The sequence below is a fragment of the Hydrogenophaga pseudoflava genome (genome assembly GCF_031020795.1).
Lineage (GTDB): Bacteria > Pseudomonadota > Gammaproteobacteria > Burkholderiales > Burkholderiaceae_C > Hydrogenophaga > Hydrogenophaga pseudoflava_A.
In genome coordinates this window covers 1,122,064-1,138,940 of record NZ_JAVHJP010000001.1, presented here as the reverse complement: position 1 = coordinate 1,138,940, position 16,877 = coordinate 1,122,064, and the positions used below count along the sequence as shown (strand labels likewise).

Genomic DNA, 16,877 nt, shown 5'->3' with positions numbered 1-16,877 from the left:
TCATGAAGCCGTCCTCATCGTCCCCCACCGTTCACAGCGACTGGATTGAAGCGCTGGCGGCGCTGGCTGCTTCGCACTGAGTCCGTTTTCCGGCCGAACCACTTATCCAAGGAGATCCGCATGAGCCATCCGACCACCGAAGCCAAGTGCCCCTTCCACGCCGCCGGCGGAGCCCGCGCCACGCACGGCGTCCAGTCCAACGCCGACTGGTGGCCCAACCAGCTCAACCTGTCCATCCTGCACCAGCACCAGCCGGTGTCCAACCCGATGGACCCGGACTTCGACTACGCCGAAGCCTTCCAGAAGCTGGATTTCAAGGCGCTGAAGAAAGACCTGGCCGACCTCATGACCCAGAGCCAGGACTGGTGGCCCGCCGACTACGGCCACTACGGCGGCCTAATGATCCGCCTGGCCTGGCACGCCGCCGGCACCTACCGCACGGCCGACGGCCGCGGCGGCGCCAACACCGGCAACCAGCGCTTCGCCCCGCTCAACAGCTGGCCCGACAACGGCAACCTCGACAAGGGCCGCCGCCTGCTGTGGCCGATCAAGCAGAAGTACGGCAACGCCATTTCGTGGGCCGACCTGTTCGTCCTGGCCGGCAACGTGGCCATGGAGACCATGGGTTTCAAGACCTTCGGTTTCGGCGGCGGCCGCGAAGACATCTGGGCGCCCGAAGAAGACATCTACTGGGGCGCCGAGAAGGAATGGCTGGCCACCAGCGACAAGCCGAACAGCCGCTACAGCGGCGAGCGCGAGCTGGAGAACCCGCTGGCGGCTGTGCAGATGGGCCTGATCTACGTGAACCCGCAGGGCCCCGACGGCAAGCCCGACCCGGTGGCGTCGGGCCGCGACGTGCGCGAGACCTTCGCCCGCATGGCCATGAACGACTACGAAACCGTGGCCCTGGTGGCCGGCGGCCACACCTTCGGCAAGATGCACGGTGCGGGTGATTCGATGCTGGTCGGCCCCGAGCCGGAGGCCGCACCCGTCGAGGAAATGGGCCTGGGCTGGATCAACGCACACGGCAGCGGCAAGGGCGGTGACACCACCACCAGCGGCTTCGAAGGCGCCTGGAAACCCAACCCCACGCAGTGGGACATGGGCTACTTCAAGGTGCTCTTCAAATACGAGTGGGAGCAGATGACCACCGCGGCCGGCGCCATCCAGTGGCGCGCCAAGAACGTCGCGCCCGAGGACATGGTGGTCGACGCGCACGACCCGAGCAAGAAGCACCCGCCCGTGATGACCACGGCCGACCTCTCGCTGCGCTTCGACCCGGCCTACGAAAAGATCTCGCGCCACTTCCTGGCGAACCCCGAGGAATTCGCCGACGCCTACGCCCGCGCCTGGTTCAAGCTGACCCACCGCGACATGGGCCCCAAGGCCCGCTATCTCGGCCCCGAGGTTCCGGCCGAAGACCTGATCTGGCAGGACCCGGTGCCGCCAGTCACCCATGCGCTGATCGACGCCGCCGACGCCAGCGAGCTCAAGGCCCGCGTGCTGGCCAGCGGCCTCTCGGTGAGCGAGCTGGTCTCCACCGCCTGGGCCTCGGCCTCCACCTACCGCGGTTCCGACCGGCGCGGCGGCAGCAACGGCGCCCGCGTCCGCCTGGCGCCGCAGAAAGACTGGGAGGCCAACCAGCCGGCCCAGCTGGCCAAGGTGCTCGCGGTGCTGGAAGAGATCCGGCGCGGCTTCAACGCCGGTGCCGCGGGCGGCAAGCAGCTCAGCCTGGCCGACCTGATCGTGCTGGCCGGCAACGCCGGTGTGGAGTCGGCGGCCAAGGCCGCGGGCCACCCGGTGGAGGTGCCCTTCACCCCCGGCCGCACCGACGCCACGGCCGAGCAGACCGATGTGGAGTCCTTCGCCGTGCTCGAACCGGTGGTCGACGGCTTCCGCAACTACCGCCAGCAGGCCTTCCGCGTCTCGCCCGAAGAGATGCTGCTCGACAAGGCGCAGCTGCTCACGCTGTCCGCGCCCGAAATGACGGTGCTGGTCGGCGGCCTGCGCGTGCTCGGCGCCAACCACGGCGGATCGAAGCACGGCGTGTTCACCCAGCGCCCGGGCCAGCTGACGAACGACTTCTTCGTGAATCTGGTCGACATGTCCACCGCCTGGAAGCCGACGGGTGACAACGCCTACGAAGGCCGCGACCGCCAGACCGGCGCGGTGAAGTGGACCGCGACCCGCGTCGACTTGGCCTTCGGTTCCAACTCGCAGCTGCGGGCGATCGCCGAGGTCTATGCGCAGAGCGACAACGGCAATAAGTTCGTGAAGGACTTCGTGGCGGCCTGGAACAAGGTGATGAGTCTGTAAGCACCCCCTGCGCGGCTGACGCCGCTTCCTCGGGTGCCCTCGAAAGACTCCCCCTCTGGCGGGAGTTTTCTGTTTCTGGGGTAGCCGTTTTTGGCAAACCGTTCCGGTTGCTGTCTGTCCGCGACAACCGCATTGGTGCATCGAAGCGCCTGTGCCACCATGCCGCCATGTTCGGCCTGCTCGCTCCGCTGCTGGCCCGGCGGCGCCCTGAAGGCGAGCGCCGGCACTGGGCGTGGCTGTTCGGTTTCGTGCGGCCGCGCGCACGCGCCATGGGCGGCGTGCTGGCGCTGTCGGTCATTGCCTCGGCCCTGGTGCTGCTGCAGCCGCTGCTGGTCAAGCGGCTGATCGACGACGGGCTGATCGCGCGCAGCCACGAGGTGCTCTGGACCACCGCGCTCTTCATGCTGCTGGCCGGTCTGGTCGCCACGCTGCTGGCGGGACTGAACCGCTACCTGCACACGAAGCTCTCGGCCGCGGTGCTGTTCGACCTGCGGCACGACGTGTTCGCCCATCTGCAGCGGCTCTCGCCCTCGTTCTGGGCGCGCTGGCGCACCGGCGACGTGATGTCTCGGCTGGACGGCGACATGGCCGAGATCCAGCGCTTCGCGGTCGACAGCCTGTTCGCTGTGCTCTCCAACCTGCTGGGCCTGGTGGGCGCGGTGGGCTGGATGCTCTGGCTGTCGTGGGAACTGACCCTGCTGGTGGCGCTGTTGCTGCCGCTGGAGTGGTGGTGGCTGCGGCGCATGCGCCCGCGCGTGGCCGAGGGCACGCGCGCGCTGCGCGAGCGCTCGGGCGATGTGTCCAGCTTCTTCGTCGAGGTGCTGCCGGCACTCAAGTTCGTGCAGGCCAGCCGGCAGGAGGCGCGCGAGGCGCGGCGCCTGGACGGGCTGCACGCGGGTTACCTGTCGTCGCTGCTGCGGCTGCAGATCATCGAGTTCACCACTCACGCCGTGCCCGGCCAGCTCACCGCCTGGACGCGCGCGCTGGCCTTTCTGATTGGCGGCGCCTGGGTCATCGATGGCCAGTGGGCGCTGGGTTCGCTGGTCGCTTTCTCCACCTACCTCGGCATGGCGAGCGGCCCGGTCAACAGCCTGCTGGGCTGGTACGTGGGGCTGCAGAAGGTGCGCGTGAGCCTGGAGCGCGTGGCCGGGCTGCGCGACGAGCCGGTGACCGTGAGCGAACCGGCCGATCCGATGCCGCTGCCGTCGCCGCCGCGCGGCGAGCTGCGGCTCGACGGTGTGGTGTTCGCCCATCCTGGCGGGGGCGAGCCGGTGCTGGCGGGTGCGAGCGCCGTGATTCCCGCCGGCGCCTGTGTGGCCCTGACAGGCGCCTCGGGTGCGGGCAAGAGCACGCTGATCGACCTGCTGCTGCGCCACCACGACCCGCAGGCCGGCGCGGTCACGCTCGACGGCGTGGACCTGCGCCAGCTCGCCCTGGCCGAGCTGCGCCGCGCGGTGGCGGTGGTGAGCCAGGACATCGTGCTGTTCCGCGCGCCGCTGCTGGAGAACCTGCGCTACGCCTGCCCGGACGCCGACGAGGCGGCGGTGGCGCAGGCGGCGCAGCGCGCCGGGTTGTCGGACTGGATCGCCTCGCTGCCCGAGGGCCTGCACACCACCGTCGGCGAGCGCGGCCAGACCCTCTCGGGCGGCCAGCGCCAGCGCATCGCGATCGCGCGCGCGCTGCTGCAGGACCCGGCGGTGCTGATCCTCGACGAAGCGACCTCGGCGGTGGACGAGGCCATGGAGGCGCAGATCCTGGCGCAGATCGACGCCTGCTTCGCCGGCCGCACGCGCCTGATCGTCAGCCACCGGCCCAGCGCCTGGGCGGGCTGTTCGCTGCGCCTGCACCTGGCCGGCGGGCGCATCGAGGTGCAGGCGCGCGAGGGCGCGGAGGCCGCGCATGCCTGAGCCGGTGCGCGTCGGCGTGGTGGACAGCGGCTGGCCACTGGCGCTGGAAGACCGTGTGTTCGCGGCGCGGTGCTTTGTGGTGGGCGGCGGCGACGCGATGGACCGCCTGGGCCACGGCACGCGCACGCTGCAGGCCATGGCCGCGCTGGCGCCGCAGGCCGGCTTCGTGGTGGCCCAGGTGTTCGGCGACGCGCTGCGCACCGACATGGCGACGGTCGCGCGTGCGGTGGAGTGGCTGGTGGACGAGGGCGCGGCGCTCATCAACCTCAGCCTCGGCGTGCGGCAGGACCATCCGCCGCTGCGAGCGGCCTGCGAACGCGCGATGGCCCGCGGCTGCCTGCTGGTCGCGTCCACCCCCGCGCGCGGCGGGCCGGTGTTTCCCGCGGCCTACCCGGGTGTGATTCGCGTGATGGGCGACGCGCGCTGCGCGCCCGGCCAGCATTCGGCGCTGGGCTTGCCCCATGCCGACTTCGGCGCCTGCGTGCTGCCGCCCGACGGTGACCGCGCCCACGCCGGGGCCAGCCTGGGCTGTGCCCACCTGAGCGGGCGCGTGGCGGCGCTGCTGGCGGCGGGCGTGGCGCCCACGCGTGATGCGGTGTGGCAGGCGCTGGTGGCCAGCGCCGCCTTCCACGGCCCTGAGCGGCGCAGCGCATGAGCCCTGTGACCGAGCGCGGCATCGTGGTGCTGGGCGCGGGGCCGGCCGGCGCCGCCGTCGCGCTGGGTCTGCGCCGGCTGGGCCACGCCGTCACCGTGCTCGGCGTGCCGCGCGCCTTCGACGCCATCGAGGGCGTGTCCGACCGGGTGGTCGCCGGCCTGCGTGGTGTGGGCATCGAGGCGGCGCTGGCGGCCATCGCCGAACCCTCGCCGCGACGCGCGACCTGGGCCGGTGCGACCACTGCGCTCAACAGCGAACGACTGGTCGACCGCGCGGCGTTCGACCGCCTGCTCTGGCAGGAACTGCAGGAGCACGGCGTCGAGTGCATCGCCGCGCGCGTGCTGCGCTGGCAATCCGGCGAGCACGACAAGCACGGCGAAGTCGGCCACACGCTGCAGATCCAGCGCCCCGACGAGACGCAGCCGACGACCCTGCGCGCCCGCTTCGTGGTCGAGGCGCGAGGCCGCCTGGCGCCGCACCCGCCGCAGGGCGTGACCCGTGGACCCGAGACCGTGGCCCTGCTCTGGCGCGGCCAGGGCGCGGCGGGCGGCAAGGCGGGGTCGGCGGTGGAAAGCCTGCCCGGCGGCTGGGCCTGGTGCGCGCGGCTGCCGGGCGGCGCCGTGGCGCTGCAGCTCACGGTCGATCCGTCGGCCATCGCGCTGCCGCCGCGCGCTCAACTCGGCGCCTTCGTCCGCGAACGGCTGTCCACGGTCGAAGCGGCCTTGCCGTTTCTGGATACCGCGGCCACCGAGGTGCACGCGCTGGCGCGCACCAGCGGCGCGGTGCTGGCGCCCGAAGTCTGTGGCGCCACCTGGCTGCGCGTGGGAGACGCGGCCATGGCGGCCGACCCGCTCTCGGGCAACGGCATCTTCCAGTCGCTCTCGTCCGCGCTGCAGGCGCCGATGGTGGTCCACACCCTGCTGAAACACCCGGCCGATGCGCCGCACGCGCGGCGCTTCCACACCGAGCGGGTGCAGGGCCTGTTCCAGCGCTTCGCGCGCATCGGGCGCGACTTCTATGCGCAGGAGCAGCGCTGGGCCGGTCAACCCTTCTGGGCGGCGCGCCGCGCCTGGCCCGACGCGCAGCCCGCCCATGCTGCCGAAGGCGACGGACCACCGCGCATCGAACAACGGCCGGTGGTGGACCGCGACCGCATCCGCCTGGCCGAGGCGCTGGTCACGGCCGACCAGCCGCTGGGCATCTGGCACGTGGACGGGGTCGAGGTGGCGCCGCTGTGGCGCGCCGCCCAGTCCGCGCCGGGGCGAGAGGTGGAGGCGCTGGCGCCGCTGCTGGGCGGATCGTTGGAGAAGGCCCAGTCGGCGCTGCGCTGGCTGCGCGCGCAGGGCGGGCTGTAGCCGCCGGCCAGCGGCCGCTCAGTGCCGCACCGCGGCCTTGAGCGTGGCCGAGGGCAGTTCGCCGAACAGCGACTTGTATTCCGAGGCGAACCGCGAGGGATGCCAGAAGCCCCAGCGCGCCGCGATGTCGGCCAGCGGCGCGCGCTCGTCGGTCTGGCGGCGGATCTCGCGCCGGGCGCCGTTCAGGCGCATGTTGCGCAGGTAGCGCGCCGGGTTGGTGCCCAGTACGTCCTGGAACGAGTACTGCAGCGTGCGGCGCGAGACGCGGATGTGCGCGCACAGGTCGCTCACCGTGATCGGCTCGTCCACATGCTCGCGCATGTAGTCGCGCGCCTTGTTCACCACGTACTGCCGCGTGCAGGCGGTCAGGTCCTTGCTGGTGTTCTCCGTCGGCCCGCACAGACCCAACACGGTGCTGTGCAGGCCCTCGGCCAGGCAGCGGCGCAGGGTGTCGTGGCGCAGCATGTCGGGCGAGTGGCGGATGCTCTGCATCAGGCTGGTGAGCACGCCCCCCAGCTCGTCCTGCACACCCTTGCGGATCAGGCCGTTGTCCACACAGGCGCCGGGCGGCGGCAGTTCGCCCACGCGCTGGCAGTAGGCGCCGAAGCGCTCCAGGTCCACCGTCACCGCGGCCAGCGTCACGCGCTGCGGCGTGCGGAAGTGGAACTCCTTGCCGCCGCGCAGGAAGAAGTAGTGGTCGGGGGTGACCGGCGTGCCGCAGAAGCGCCCGTCCTCGCTGGTGTCCAGCAGTGCCGCCAGCGTCATGGTGCCGGCCTGGGGCTGGCCGTACTGCTGCACCACCTGGTTGGTGTCTTCGCGGAAGATCTCGATGCCGTCGAAGCGGTAAGACTCGAAGTGGCCGTCGAAGCTGCCGTGGCTCATCTGCTCGTAGCACTGGCCCCAGTCGGTCAGGCAGGCGGCCTGCTCGTCCGCGTCGTGCGTGTCGCTCACGCGCACGTCCACCGCGTCGGCGCCGGCGCTGCGCGGGGTGGGATGTCCTAGGAACCGGTTCATGGGGCGACTCGCAATTCGTGGGGCGGAATCTGCACGCGGGTGGTGCGCGCCTGTGCTGCGGTGCAAAAAACATGCCGCCGGGCAGGTGCGCAAGCGTTTGCCAAAAGTGGATACGGCGCCATCGGGAATCTCCCTAAAGTGAATCGCACGCCGCCAGAAGGCGGTGACTTTGCGAGGAGAGAACCCCCATGAACTGGACACAGACACTCAGGTCGCTGCTGCCGCTGGGCGCGGCGCTGGCGTGGCTGGCGGCAACGCCGGCCGCGGGCGCCGCCACTGCGCAGGAGATCATCAACAGCAAGTGCGTCACCTGCCACACCAAGGTGGGTGACCAGGTCAACCGCCTGCAGCAGCGCAAGTCGCCCGAGGGCTGGCTGATGACGGTCACGCGCATGCGCACCATGCACAACGCGCCGCTCTCGACCGAGGAGGTGCGCACCGTGGTGAAACACCTGGCCGACACGCAGGGCCTGGCACCATCCGAAACCCAGGGCGCGCGCTTCGCGATGGAGCGGCGCCTGAACACCATCGAGCAGCACAAGACCGAACTGTTCGGCCAGATGTGCGCGCGCTGCCACTCCGGTGCGCGGGTCGAGCTGCAGCGCCGGCCGATGGCCGAGTGGGAGCACCTGGTGCACTTCCACCTGGGCCAGTTCCCGACCACCGAATACCAGGCCGGTGGCCGCGACCGCGACTGGCTGGGCATTGCCCTGAAAGAGATGGTGCCCTACCTCGCCAAGACCTACCCCTACGAGTCCAAGGCCTGGGACGACTGGAAGGCCAAGGCGCCGGTGAGCCCCGTGGGCGCCTGGACGGTGGCCGGCCGCTGGCCCGGCAGGGGCGACTACGCGGGCGTGATGACGGTCGCCGCCGGCAGCGGCACCGACCGCTACACGGTGGGTCTCGACGGCGCCTGGGCCGATGGCAGTCCGCTCAAGGGCAGCGGCACGGCCCTGGTCTACACCGGTTACGAGTGGCGCGCCGACCTCGACGTGGGTGGCGTGAAGATGCGCCAGGTGCTGGCGCTGGACGGCGACCGGGCCAGCGGCCGCATGTACGAGCGTGAGCAGGACGCCAGCGGCGGCGACCTGAACGCGGCCCGGCAGGGCAAGGGTGCGGTGGTGCTGGCGGTGCAGCCGGCCCTCATCCGTGCGGGTGAGACTGCCACGCTGCGCATCGTCGGCACCGGGCTCGATGGCGAGGTGAAGCTGCCCAAGGCCCTGAGCGTGGCCGAGACCGTCTCGCGCGATGCGAACCAGCTGGTGCTCAAGGTCGCGGCGGCGAAGTCGGCGGCCAAAGGCGTGAAGACGCTCCAGGTCGGCGCGGCGAGCAGCCCGCTGGCGGTGTTCGACCGCATCGACTACGTGAAGGTGGCGCCCGAGTACGCGGTGGGCCGCATCGGTGGCAACGGTGGTTCGACGCCGGTGGTGCAGGGCCGCTTCGAGGCCATCGCCCACTCGGTGGGGCGCGACGGCAAGAAGGGCACCAAGGACGACTGGGCCATCGGTCCGGTGCCCGCCAAGTGGTCGGTCGAGCCCTTCAACGAGGTGGCCAAGGAGGACCGCGACGCCGAGTTCGCGGGCCTGATGGACGCCGACACCGGCATCTTCACGCCGGCCGGCGCCGGCCCCAACCCGAAGCGCCGCATGAGCACCAACAACGCCGGCAACCTGAACGCGGTGGCGACGGTGACCGAAGGCAGGAAGACGCTGACCGGCAAGGGCCACTTCATCGTGACCGTGCAGCGCTGGAACAACCCGCCGCTGCCCTGAGCGCACACCACAAGGAGCACAGACATGAGTGACATCCTGAGCCTGCGCGAACACAACCTGCACAAGGTGCGGGTGGGCGAGCGCACCATGATGCTGCACATCCCGACCAATGCGCTGTACGGCATCGACGAGATGACCGACACCGTGCTGGAACGGGTGCGCGCCGAATCCCTCTCGGCCGACCAGCTGGTGCAGCAACTGCGCGGCCGGTTCGACGAGCAGGACCTGCGCGAGACCGTCGGCGAGCTGCTGACGCTGGACCTGCTGAGCGACGGCCGCCTCAAGCCCGCCGCCAAGCCGGTGACCACGCTGGGCCACCTGGCGATCAACACCGTGGTGCTGAACGTCAACACCGGCTGCAACCTCAGCTGCACCTACTGCTACAAGGAAGACCTCGACACGCCCGACAAGGGCCGGCGCATGTCGCTGGAGACCGCGCAGCAGTCGATCGAGCTGATGCTGGCCGAGTCGCCCAACGAGAAGCGCTTCAGCGTGGTCTTCTTCGGCGGTGAGCCGCTGTCCAACCTCAAGCTGATCCGCGCGGTGGTCGACTACTGCGAGGCCCGCTTCGCCCAGCTGGGCAAGCAGGTCGACTTCGTCATGACCACCAACGCCACGCTGCTGACCGACGAGATCGTGGACTGGCTGGACGAGCACCGCTTCGGCCTCTCGATCAGCATGGACGGCCCCGAGGCGATCCACGACCGCAATCGGCGCACCGTCGGCGGCAAGGGCACCTACCGCACGGTGAGCGACAAGGCACGCAAGCTGCTGGCCCGCTACCACGCGCGGCCCGTCGGTGCCCGCGTCACGCTCACGCACGGCACCACCGAGGTCGAGCGCATCTGGGACCACCTGTTCAACGAGCTGGGCTTTGCCGAGGTTGGTTTTGCGCCCGTCACCTCGGGCGACATCGACACCTTCAACCTCTCGGTGGACGAGTTGCACGAGGTCTTCGCCGGCTTCAAGCGGCTCGGTGAGCGGTACCTCAGCGAAGCCCTTCAGGGCCGCACCACCGGCTTTTCCAACCTGCACCAGCTCATCACCGACCTGCACGAAGGTCAGCGCAAGGCGCTGCCCTGCGGCGCGGGGCTGAAGATGCTGGCGGTGGACCACGAAGGCGGCCTCAACCTCTGCCACCGCTTCACCGGCTCCTCGCTGCCGACCTTCGGCGACGTCAAGACCGGCATCGAGAAACAGGCGCTGGGCGAGTTTCTCGACCAGCGGCTGGACCGCTCGGGCACCGGCTGCGAGACCTGCCGCATCCGCAACTTCTGCGCCGGCGGCTGCTACCACGAGAGCTACGCCCGCTACCAGGACCCGATCCACCCGACCTACCACTACTGCGAACTCATGCGCGACTGGGTGGACTTCGGCATCGGCGTCTACAGCGAAATCATGGCCAAGAACCCGTCCTTCATCGACCGCTTCATTTCCCCCCGAAAGGTGCACTGACATGAAACACCTCCAAGCCATCAACCAGAAGGCCCAGCTGCTGGACCAGGCGGCCGAACAGAACCAGGTTGAGGACGTGGTCGCCATGCAGAGCGTGGCCGGCTGCACCGCCACCTTCGACCCCGGCTGGGAGGTCGACGCCTTCGGTGGCGTCGCCTCGCTGTGCCAGCCCATGGAGGCCGACCTCTACGGCTGCGCCGACCCCTGCTGGTGGCCGGCCCAGGTGCCGGACACCATGAACACCTACCCGGACTGGGGCAAGAAAACCGCCAGCACCAAGGACGACTGGCGCAACCTCGGCTCCGTCTTCCCCAACGAGTGACCCGCGACCGGAGAACCCGCATGAACCACACATTCGCTCCCGCGTGGCGCGCCCTCGCGCTGGCCGCTCTCGCACCCGCCGCCGCCCTGGCCGCGCCGCTCAACGCCGACAAGCCCCTGGTCAAGGGCGACGAGTACCTGGTGGTCGGCAACTACCCCGACAACCTGCACGTCGTCGACCTCAAGACCGACAGCCTGTTCAAGACCTGCGCCGTGCCCGGCTCGGTCGGCCCCGCCACCCTGGTCATGTCGCCCGACAAGGCCACGGCCTACCTGGTCACCAACCGCTTCGACGAGGTGCACGGCATCGCGCTCGACAGCTGCAAGCTGGTGTTCCAGGCGAAGATGTCGCAGAAGGCCGACGAGCGTGCCAAGGCGCTGTTTGCGCTCGCGCTGAGCAACGACAGCAAGCAGCTGTACGTCATCCAGACGCCGACCACGCTCCACCCCGACCACTACCGCGTCGGCCAGCCGCGGCTGGCGGTGTACGACGCGCTGGCCGGCGAGGGCGCCAGGCCGCTGCGCACCCTGCCCGCGCCGCGCCAGGTGACGGTGATGGCCACCGGCCACGACGGCTCGCTCTACATGGTCGGGCCCGACATCTACAAGTTCGATCCGCAGACCGGCCAGCACACCGTCGCGATCCCGTCGCGCAACTGGAAGCGACCGCGCTACGCGCCGCCCGACGTGCTCAGCGTCTGGCCGCTGAAGAACGCCGCGGACGACTTCACCATCCTCTACACCACGGCCAGGTTCAAAGGCAAGACCGACGACCCGGCCACGGCCGACTGGATCTACGGCTACTTCAACATCAACCTCAGGACCGGCCAGACCGAGACCCGCGACTTCGCGCCCTTCACCGAGATCTACTTCACCGGCGTGCGCTCGCCCAAGGACCCGAACCTGATGTTCGGCGTGCTCAACCGGCTGGCGAAATACGACATCAAGCAGAAGAAGCTGATCAAGGCGGCGGAGATCCCGCACTCGCACTACACGATCTCGATGAACCGGGACGGCAGCAAGGTGTACCTGGGCGGCACCTGGAACAACCTGGCGGTGTACGACGCGGCCGAGCTCAAGCCGCTGAGCACGCTCGCGCTGCCGGGCGGCGACATGGGGGCGGCCGCGCCGCAGACCTTCACGCGCTGAGTTGGGCGCGCGGTCTCTCGGAACGGGGTGTCCGGTAAGCTTGCCGGCACCTCTTTTTCATTCCCGCGTTCCATGCCCCAGACCCTGCTGCTGGCCCGCCATGGCGAGACCGACCTCAACACCGAAGAGCGCTGGCAGGGCCGCATCGACGCGCCGCTGAACGGTGCCGGCCTGGCGCAGGCGCAGCGCCTGGCCGACCAGCTCCCGTCCGGCATCGGGGTCATCGTGGCCTCGCCCATGCAGCGCGCGCGCCAGACCGCCGAACCCGCCGCAGCCCGCCTGGGCCTGCCCATCGCTTTCGACGCCGACTTCCGTGAGCGCGACTTCGGCGTCTTCGACGGCCTGACCGACGCCGAGGCTGCGGCGCAGTTCCCCGAGCTCGCGGCACGCAACGCCGCCTACCGCTGGGACCTGGAGCCGCCCGGCGCCGAGCCCACGCGCGCCGTGGTCGAGCGCGTGGCGCGCGGCCTGCATCGCCTGCGCGAACGGCACGCGGGCCAGACCGTGCTGCTGGTGTCGCACGGCTTCGTGGTGCGCTGTCTGCGCCACCTGATCGACGGCGTGCCCGAGGCCGAGTTCTTCACGGCCGCCCGCATTCCCAACGGCCACTTCCTGACGCGGACGCTGTGACTCAGATCGAGAGGGGGTCCACGTCCACCGCGAAGCGGATCAGGCCGCGCGCGCCGGGCACGCTGCGGCCGTCCAGCAGCAGCGGTTGCCAGGCCGCAAGGAAGCGCTGCAGCGCCGCGCGCGAGGGGCTTTCCACCAGCAGCTGTGCGCGCTCGACATTGGCCACGCGCTGGATGGTCAGCGGCACGGCCGGGTAGAGCGTCACCTCGTCCCGGTGCGGCAGGCCCTCGGCGGCCCCGGCCGCGGCGTTGAGAAACGCCTGCGCCGCTTCCTGTGTGCGGGCGTCGGCGCGCAGCAGCGCCTGGGCGCCGAAGGGCGGCATGCCCGCGGCCTCGCGCTCGGCCAGCTGCGCGGCGGCGAAGCCGGGGAAGTCGTACTTGCGCAGGGACGCGAACAGCGGGTGTTCCGGGTGCCAGGTCTGCACCCACATCTCGCTCGCGCCGGCCTGCGTCGCGTCGCGCCCGGCCCGGCCCGCGGCCTGCATCAGCAACGCGAACAGCCGCTCGGGCGCGCGGTGGTCGCTCGCAAACAGGGCCGCGTCGGCGTTGATGCTCGCCACCAGGGTGATGCGGCGGAAGTCGTGGCCCTTGGCCACCATCTGCGTGCCCACCAGCACGTCCACCTCGCCGCTGTGCAGCGCGGCCAGCTGCTGCTCCAGACTGCCCTTGAGCCGCGTGGTGTCGGCGTCCATGCGCGCGACCTTGGCCGGCTGCCCGTCGGGCCGCTTCACGCCCGAGAGCAGCCCGGCCAGCTGTTCCTCGATCTGCTCGGTGCCGCGCCCCACCGGTGCGATGTCCAGGTTGCCGCAGTCGGGGCAAGACCGCGGCACGCGCGAGCTGAAGCCGCAGTGGTGGCAGCGCAGCGTGCGGTCGAGCTTGTGGAACACGCGGAAGGTGCTGCAATGCGGGCACTGGCTCTTCCAGGCACAGGCGTCGCACGAGAGCACGGGTGCATAACCGCGGCGGTTGAGCAGCACCAGGCACTGCTCGCCGCGGGCGATGCGCGCCTCCATCGCCGCCAGCAGCGGCGGCGCGATGCTCGCGCCCTTGGGCTGGTGGTTCATGTCCACCAGCCGCAGCCGGGGCAGGGCGCCGCCGCCGATGCGCGCGGGCATCTCCAGCCGTTTGTAGCGGCCCTGGTCGGCGGCGTGCCAGCTCTCCAGCGAGGGCGTGGCCGAGCCCAGGATCACCTGGCAGCGCTGGCCGCGGGCTGCCAGCGCCTCGCTCTCCACCTTGGCGCGGTAGACCGCGAGATCGCGCGCCGAATAACGCGCGCCGTCCTGGCTTTTGTAGCTCGGGTCGTGTTCTTCATCGACCACGATCAGGCGCAGGCCCGGCAGGCTGGCGAACACCGCCATGCGCGTGCCCAGCACGATGCGCGCCTGCCCGCTGTGCGCCGCCAGCCAGCTCGCCAGCCGCTGCGCGGGCGTCATGCCGCTGTGCATGGACACCACCGCGCCCTCGCCGTACAGGGGCGCAAAACGCTCGCGGAAGCGCGCTTCGAGCTGCGGCGTGAGGTTGATCTCCGGCACCATCACCAGCACTTGCGCCGCGGTGTCGGCGGCCAGTGCGTCTTCGGTCGCGCGCAGGTAGACCTCGGTCTTGCCGCTGCCGGTGGCGCCATACAGCAGCACCGGCTCGGTGGCCGTCGGCAGGGCCGTCAGCACCGCCGCCTGCTCCTCGCTCGACGGGGGCGCCGCATTTGCGAGGCCTCCGTTCCCCCCGGCCGGGGCCACCGTCTTCGCACGGCGCTTGAGACGCCGCGCCAGCTGCGCCGCGTCCAGTTCGCGCAGCTGCGGCGGCAGCGCCGCCAGCGCCACCTCGCCCAGGCTGCGCTGGTAGTAGCGCGCCGAAAATGTGACCAACTGTTGCCAGGTGACGCTCAACGGCGGCAGGCCTTCGAGCACCCCGATGACCGATTTGGCCAGCGCCGGGTCCAGTCCCGGGGGAGGTTCGTCCGGCCCGTCCCACACCACGCCCAGTACCTCGCGCGCGCCCAGCGGCACGCGCACCAGCGTTCCCGGCGCGAGCGACAACTCACTTCGGTAACTCAGCGCCGGACCGAGACCGCTGTGGGCCGGGGCCGCAACGACCACGCTGGACCAGGTAGGCATATTTGGCGCTTTTTCCTCAGTTGAACTGTCGAAAAACCGGGTAAGTCATTGATTTGTCATGGCTTCCACAACTGTCCAGACTTTCTGTGGATAACTTTGTTGATAGCTGTGTTTTCGGGCCCGGGAACCCTTGTAAATCAAGGGCTTTCTTAAATTGCCCGGAAAAACGGCAAACCACAAAGTTCAATGAAATCAACAACTTGCAAAACTCACATGAACAGGGTAGGCGGCGATGGTGATGCAATGTACCTTCTGCACCGCAGCAAAGAATTTGTGCATAACCAAGGCCTGTCAAGCGCTGTTTTCCAGAAAAATTTGCGCTGGGTGGCTTGACACGGGGGCGTGGCGGCGCTCCGCTAGGCCCGGCGCGGGTTCCGGGCCGATGGAGTCTTAAGACTGCACGCGCAGGCGCTTCGAGTGCGCATGCACCGCGTCCACCAGCACCTTCACGTGCTCGGGCGGCGTGAACTGGCTGATGCCGTGGCCCAGGTTGAAGATGTGCGTCGGACCCGTGCCCGCGCCTTGGTGCGGCGTGCCGAAACTCTCCAGCACGGCCGCCACTTCGCGCTCGATCGCCTCGGGCGGCGCGAACAGCACGTTCGGGTCGATGTTGCCCTGCAGGGCCTTGCTGTCGCCCACCAGCGCGCGCGCCGCGCCCAGGTTCACCGTCCAGTCCAGGCCCAGGGCCTCGCAGTCCAGGCCCTTCATGTCGGCCAGCCACAGACCGCCGCCCTTGGTGAAGACGATGCGCGGAACGACGGCGCCGGTGGCGTCCGTGCGCTTGAGCTGCGCCAGCACGCGCTTCGTGTAGGCCAGCGAAAACTCCTGGAACTTGCCGTCGGCCAGCACGCCGCCCCAGCTGTCGAACACCATCACCGCCTGCGCGCCGGCATCGATCTGAGCGTTCAGGTAGGCCGCCACCGAATCGGCGTTGATGGCCAGGATGCGGTGCATCAGGTCCGGGCGGCTGTACATCAGGCTCTTGACCGCGCGGTAGTCGTCACTGCCGCCGCCTTCGACCATGTAGCAGGCCAGCGTCCAGGGGCTGCCCGAAAAGCCAATCAGCGGCACCCGGCCGTTGAGCGCCTTGCGGATGCTGGTCACCGCGTCGAACACATAGCGCAGCTGGTTCATGTCGGGCACGGCCAGCGTGGCCACATCGGCCTCGGTGCGGATGTTGCGCGCGAACTTCGGGCCTTCGCCCTGCGCAAACGAGAGGCCCAGACCCATCGCGTCCGGCACGGTGAGGATGTCGGAGAAGAGGATGGCTGCATCCAGCGCATAACGCTCCAGCGGCTGCAGCGTCACCTCGGTGGCGTAGTCCACATTCGTGGCCAGCCCCATGAACGAACCAGCCTTGGCGCGCGTGGCGCAGTATTCGGGCAGGTAGCGCCCGGCCTGGCGCATCAGCCACACCGGCGTGTGGTCGGTGGACTGGCGCAGACAGGCGCGCAGGAAGGTGTCGTTCTGCAGGGGGGCAAAGCTCATGGGGGTGTCCGGTGCGGGGCTTCAGGAGGAAGCCGGGATTATCCCGCGTGGACTTCGCCGCCGCGACCCCATGCCCCGCCCTTGCGGGTGGCCCACAAAACAGATGCCCTGGTCCGGTAGACGTGGACCTTCTCGGTCTGTAGGCTGTAATGCAGCATGAGACATCGTTTCACGGCAGCGGTGGCGGGTATCCGGCGTGTTGCCGCTTGGTACGAAACGTACAGAGCGAATTCCTTCCCATCTCGGGGCGTCCATGAAAATCACTGTGTCCACTACCATCGCAGCCCCTATCTCAGAGGTCTGGCGCCTGTACAACTCGCCAGAAGACATCAAGATGTGGAACTCCGCATCGCCGGACTGGCACACCACCGCGTCGATGGTGGACCTTCGCGTTGGAGGCACGTTCTCGTCGCGCATGGAAGCCAAGGACGGCTCGTTCGGTTTCGACTTTGAAGGTCGGTACACCAGGGTCGAGGAGCACAAGCTCATCGAATACGAGTTCGGTGGCCGGGTCGGCCGAGTCGAGTTCTCGGATGGCCCGGCCGGAGTCACCGTGGAGGTGACATTTGACGCTGAAGAAACGCACTCCGAAGAGCAGCAGCGCGAAGGATGGCAGGCAATCCTGGACAGCTTCGGTCGGCACGTGCTGGCCCGCTGCGGCAAGGGATAGCTGCTGCCGGGCCCGCCGTGTGGCCAGTGTGG

13 protein-coding genes are annotated in these 16,877 nt (G+C 69.8%); 10 read left to right on the top strand and 3 right to left on the bottom strand.

All coding sequences use genetic code 11. The features are described 5' to 3' along the window. Nucleotides 1–120 precede the first annotated feature (120 nt). The 4 genes from katG to qhpG all read left to right on the top strand — a co-directional run bounded on the left by katG (nt 121) and on the right by qhpG (nt 6,233). On the top strand, nt 121–2,316 hold the full coding sequence (gene katG, locus RCO38_RS05545; protein WP_308327273.1) for a catalase/peroxidase HPI: 2,196 nt from the start codon (nt 121–123) through the stop codon (nt 2,314–2,316). A gap of 167 nt (nt 2,317–2,483) precedes the next feature. Continuing rightward, the gene (locus RCO38_RS05540) at nt 2,484–4,223 is read left to right on the top strand and encodes an ABC transporter ATP-binding protein (protein ID WP_308327272.1); all 1,740 of its coding nucleotides are present in this window, start codon (nt 2,484–2,486) and stop codon (nt 4,221–4,223) included. Next, a complete protein-coding gene (gene qhpE, locus RCO38_RS05535) occupies nt 4,216–4,878 on the top strand; it encodes a subtilisin-like serine protease QhpE (protein ID WP_308327271.1) in 663 nt (220 codons plus the stop codon). Before RCO38_RS05540 ends, qhpE begins: the two co-directional genes overlap by 8 nt. Beyond that, entirely contained in the window at nt 4,875–6,233 is a 1,359-nt protein-coding gene (gene qhpG, locus RCO38_RS05530; protein WP_308327270.1) for a flavin-dependent monooxygenase QhpG, read from the top strand. The genes qhpE and qhpG overlap by 4 nt, the downstream gene beginning before the upstream one ends. 18 nt (nt 6,234–6,251) lie before the next feature. On the opposite strand, the gene RCO38_RS05525 is transcribed toward qhpG, so the two are convergent. After that, nucleotides 6,252–7,247: a helix-turn-helix domain-containing protein gene (locus RCO38_RS05525; RefSeq protein WP_308327269.1), complete on the bottom strand. Its 996-nt coding sequence runs from the start codon at nt 7,245–7,247 to the stop codon at nt 6,252–6,254. A 188-nt stretch (nt 7,248–7,435) separates the two neighbouring features. Here RCO38_RS05525 and peaA point away from each other — a divergent pair, with 188 nt between their 5' ends. The 5 genes from peaA (at nt 7,436) to RCO38_RS05500 (ending at nt 12,574) form a co-directional block, all read left to right on the top strand. Then, nucleotides 7,436–9,019: a quinohemoprotein amine dehydrogenase subunit alpha gene (gene peaA, locus RCO38_RS05520; protein ID WP_308327268.1), complete on the top strand. Its 1,584-nt coding sequence runs from the start codon at nt 7,436–7,438 to the stop codon at nt 9,017–9,019. 24 nt (nt 9,020–9,043) lie between these two features. After that, complete coding sequence (peaB, locus tag RCO38_RS05515) at nt 9,044–10,474, top strand: quinohemoprotein amine dehydrogenase maturation protein (RefSeq protein WP_308327267.1); 1,431 nt, start codon at nt 9,044–9,046, stop codon at nt 10,472–10,474. A 1-nt stretch (nt 10,475) separates the two neighbouring features. Further along, nucleotides 10,476–10,796: a quinohemoprotein amine dehydrogenase subunit gamma gene (qhpC, locus tag RCO38_RS05510; protein ID WP_308327266.1), complete on the top strand. Its 321-nt coding sequence runs from the start codon at nt 10,476–10,478 to the stop codon at nt 10,794–10,796. A gap of 20 nt (nt 10,797–10,816) precedes the next feature. Continuing rightward, on the top strand, nt 10,817–11,944 hold the full coding sequence (peaD, locus tag RCO38_RS05505) for a quinohemoprotein amine dehydrogenase subunit beta (RefSeq protein WP_308327265.1): 1,128 nt from the start codon (nt 10,817–10,819) through the stop codon (nt 11,942–11,944). 72 nt (nt 11,945–12,016) lie between these two features. Then, the gene (locus RCO38_RS05500) at nt 12,017–12,574 is read left to right on the top strand and encodes a histidine phosphatase family protein (protein ID WP_308327264.1); all 558 of its coding nucleotides are present in this window, start codon (nt 12,017–12,019) and stop codon (nt 12,572–12,574) included. 1 nt (nt 12,575) lies between these two features. Here the strand turns inward: RCO38_RS05500 and priA are convergent, their stop codons facing one another. Together priA and hemE are read right to left on the bottom strand one after the other, a co-directional pair. Then, entirely contained in the window at nt 12,576–14,687 is a 2,112-nt protein-coding gene (gene priA / locus RCO38_RS05495; RefSeq protein ID WP_308327262.1) for a replication restart helicase PriA, read from the bottom strand. Nucleotides 14,688–15,077: 390 nt separating this feature from the next. Then, nucleotides 15,078–16,175 carry a uroporphyrinogen decarboxylase gene (hemE, locus tag RCO38_RS05490; protein ID WP_308327261.1) on the bottom strand — a complete coding sequence of 366 codons (1,098 nt, stop codon included), beginning with the start codon at nt 16,173–16,175 and terminating at the stop codon, nt 15,078–15,080. Between the two features lie 253 nt (nt 16,176–16,428). Here hemE and RCO38_RS05485 point away from each other — a divergent pair, with 253 nt between their 5' ends. Further along, nucleotides 16,429–16,845, top strand: a complete 417-nt coding sequence (locus RCO38_RS05485) for an SRPBCC family protein (RefSeq protein WP_308327260.1) — start codon at nt 16,429–16,431, stop codon at nt 16,843–16,845. Nucleotides 16,846–16,877: the final 32 nt, after the last annotated feature.

Bases quoted from the DNA above. Each gene is read 5' to 3' on its own strand.
- peaB (WP_308327267.1), top strand. From the start codon at position 9,044: ATGAGTGACATCCTGAGCCTGCGCGAACACAACCTGCACAAGGTGCGG.
- RCO38_RS05540 (WP_308327272.1), top strand. From the start codon at position 2,484: ATGTTCGGCCTGCTCGCTCCGCTGCTGGCCCGGCGGCGCCCTGAAGGC.
- RCO38_RS05485 (WP_308327260.1), top strand. From the start codon at position 16,429: ATGAAAATCACTGTGTCCACTACCATCGCAGCCCCTATCTCAGAGGTC.
- RCO38_RS05500 (WP_308327264.1), top strand. From the start codon at position 12,017: ATGCCCCAGACCCTGCTGCTGGCCCGCCATGGCGAGACCGACCTCAAC.
- peaA (WP_308327268.1), top strand. From the start codon at position 7,436: ATGAACTGGACACAGACACTCAGGTCGCTGCTGCCGCTGGGCGCGGCG.
- RCO38_RS05525 (WP_308327269.1), bottom strand. From the start codon at position 7,247: ATGAACCGGTTCCTAGGACATCCCACCCCGCGCAGCGCCGGCGCCGAC.
- qhpE (WP_308327271.1), top strand. From the start codon at position 4,216: ATGCCTGAGCCGGTGCGCGTCGGCGTGGTGGACAGCGGCTGGCCACTG.
- peaD (WP_308327265.1), top strand. From the start codon at position 10,817: ATGAACCACACATTCGCTCCCGCGTGGCGCGCCCTCGCGCTGGCCGCT.
- qhpC (WP_308327266.1), top strand. From the start codon at position 10,476: ATGAAACACCTCCAAGCCATCAACCAGAAGGCCCAGCTGCTGGACCAG.
- katG (WP_308327273.1), top strand. From the start codon at position 121: ATGAGCCATCCGACCACCGAAGCCAAGTGCCCCTTCCACGCCGCCGGC.
- priA (WP_308327262.1), bottom strand. From the start codon at position 14,687: ATGCCTACCTGGTCCAGCGTGGTCGTTGCGGCCCCGGCCCACAGCGGT.
- hemE (WP_308327261.1), bottom strand. From the start codon at position 16,175: ATGAGCTTTGCCCCCCTGCAGAACGACACCTTCCTGCGCGCCTGTCTG.
- qhpG (WP_308327270.1), top strand. From the start codon at position 4,875: ATGAGCCCTGTGACCGAGCGCGGCATCGTGGTGCTGGGCGCGGGGCCG.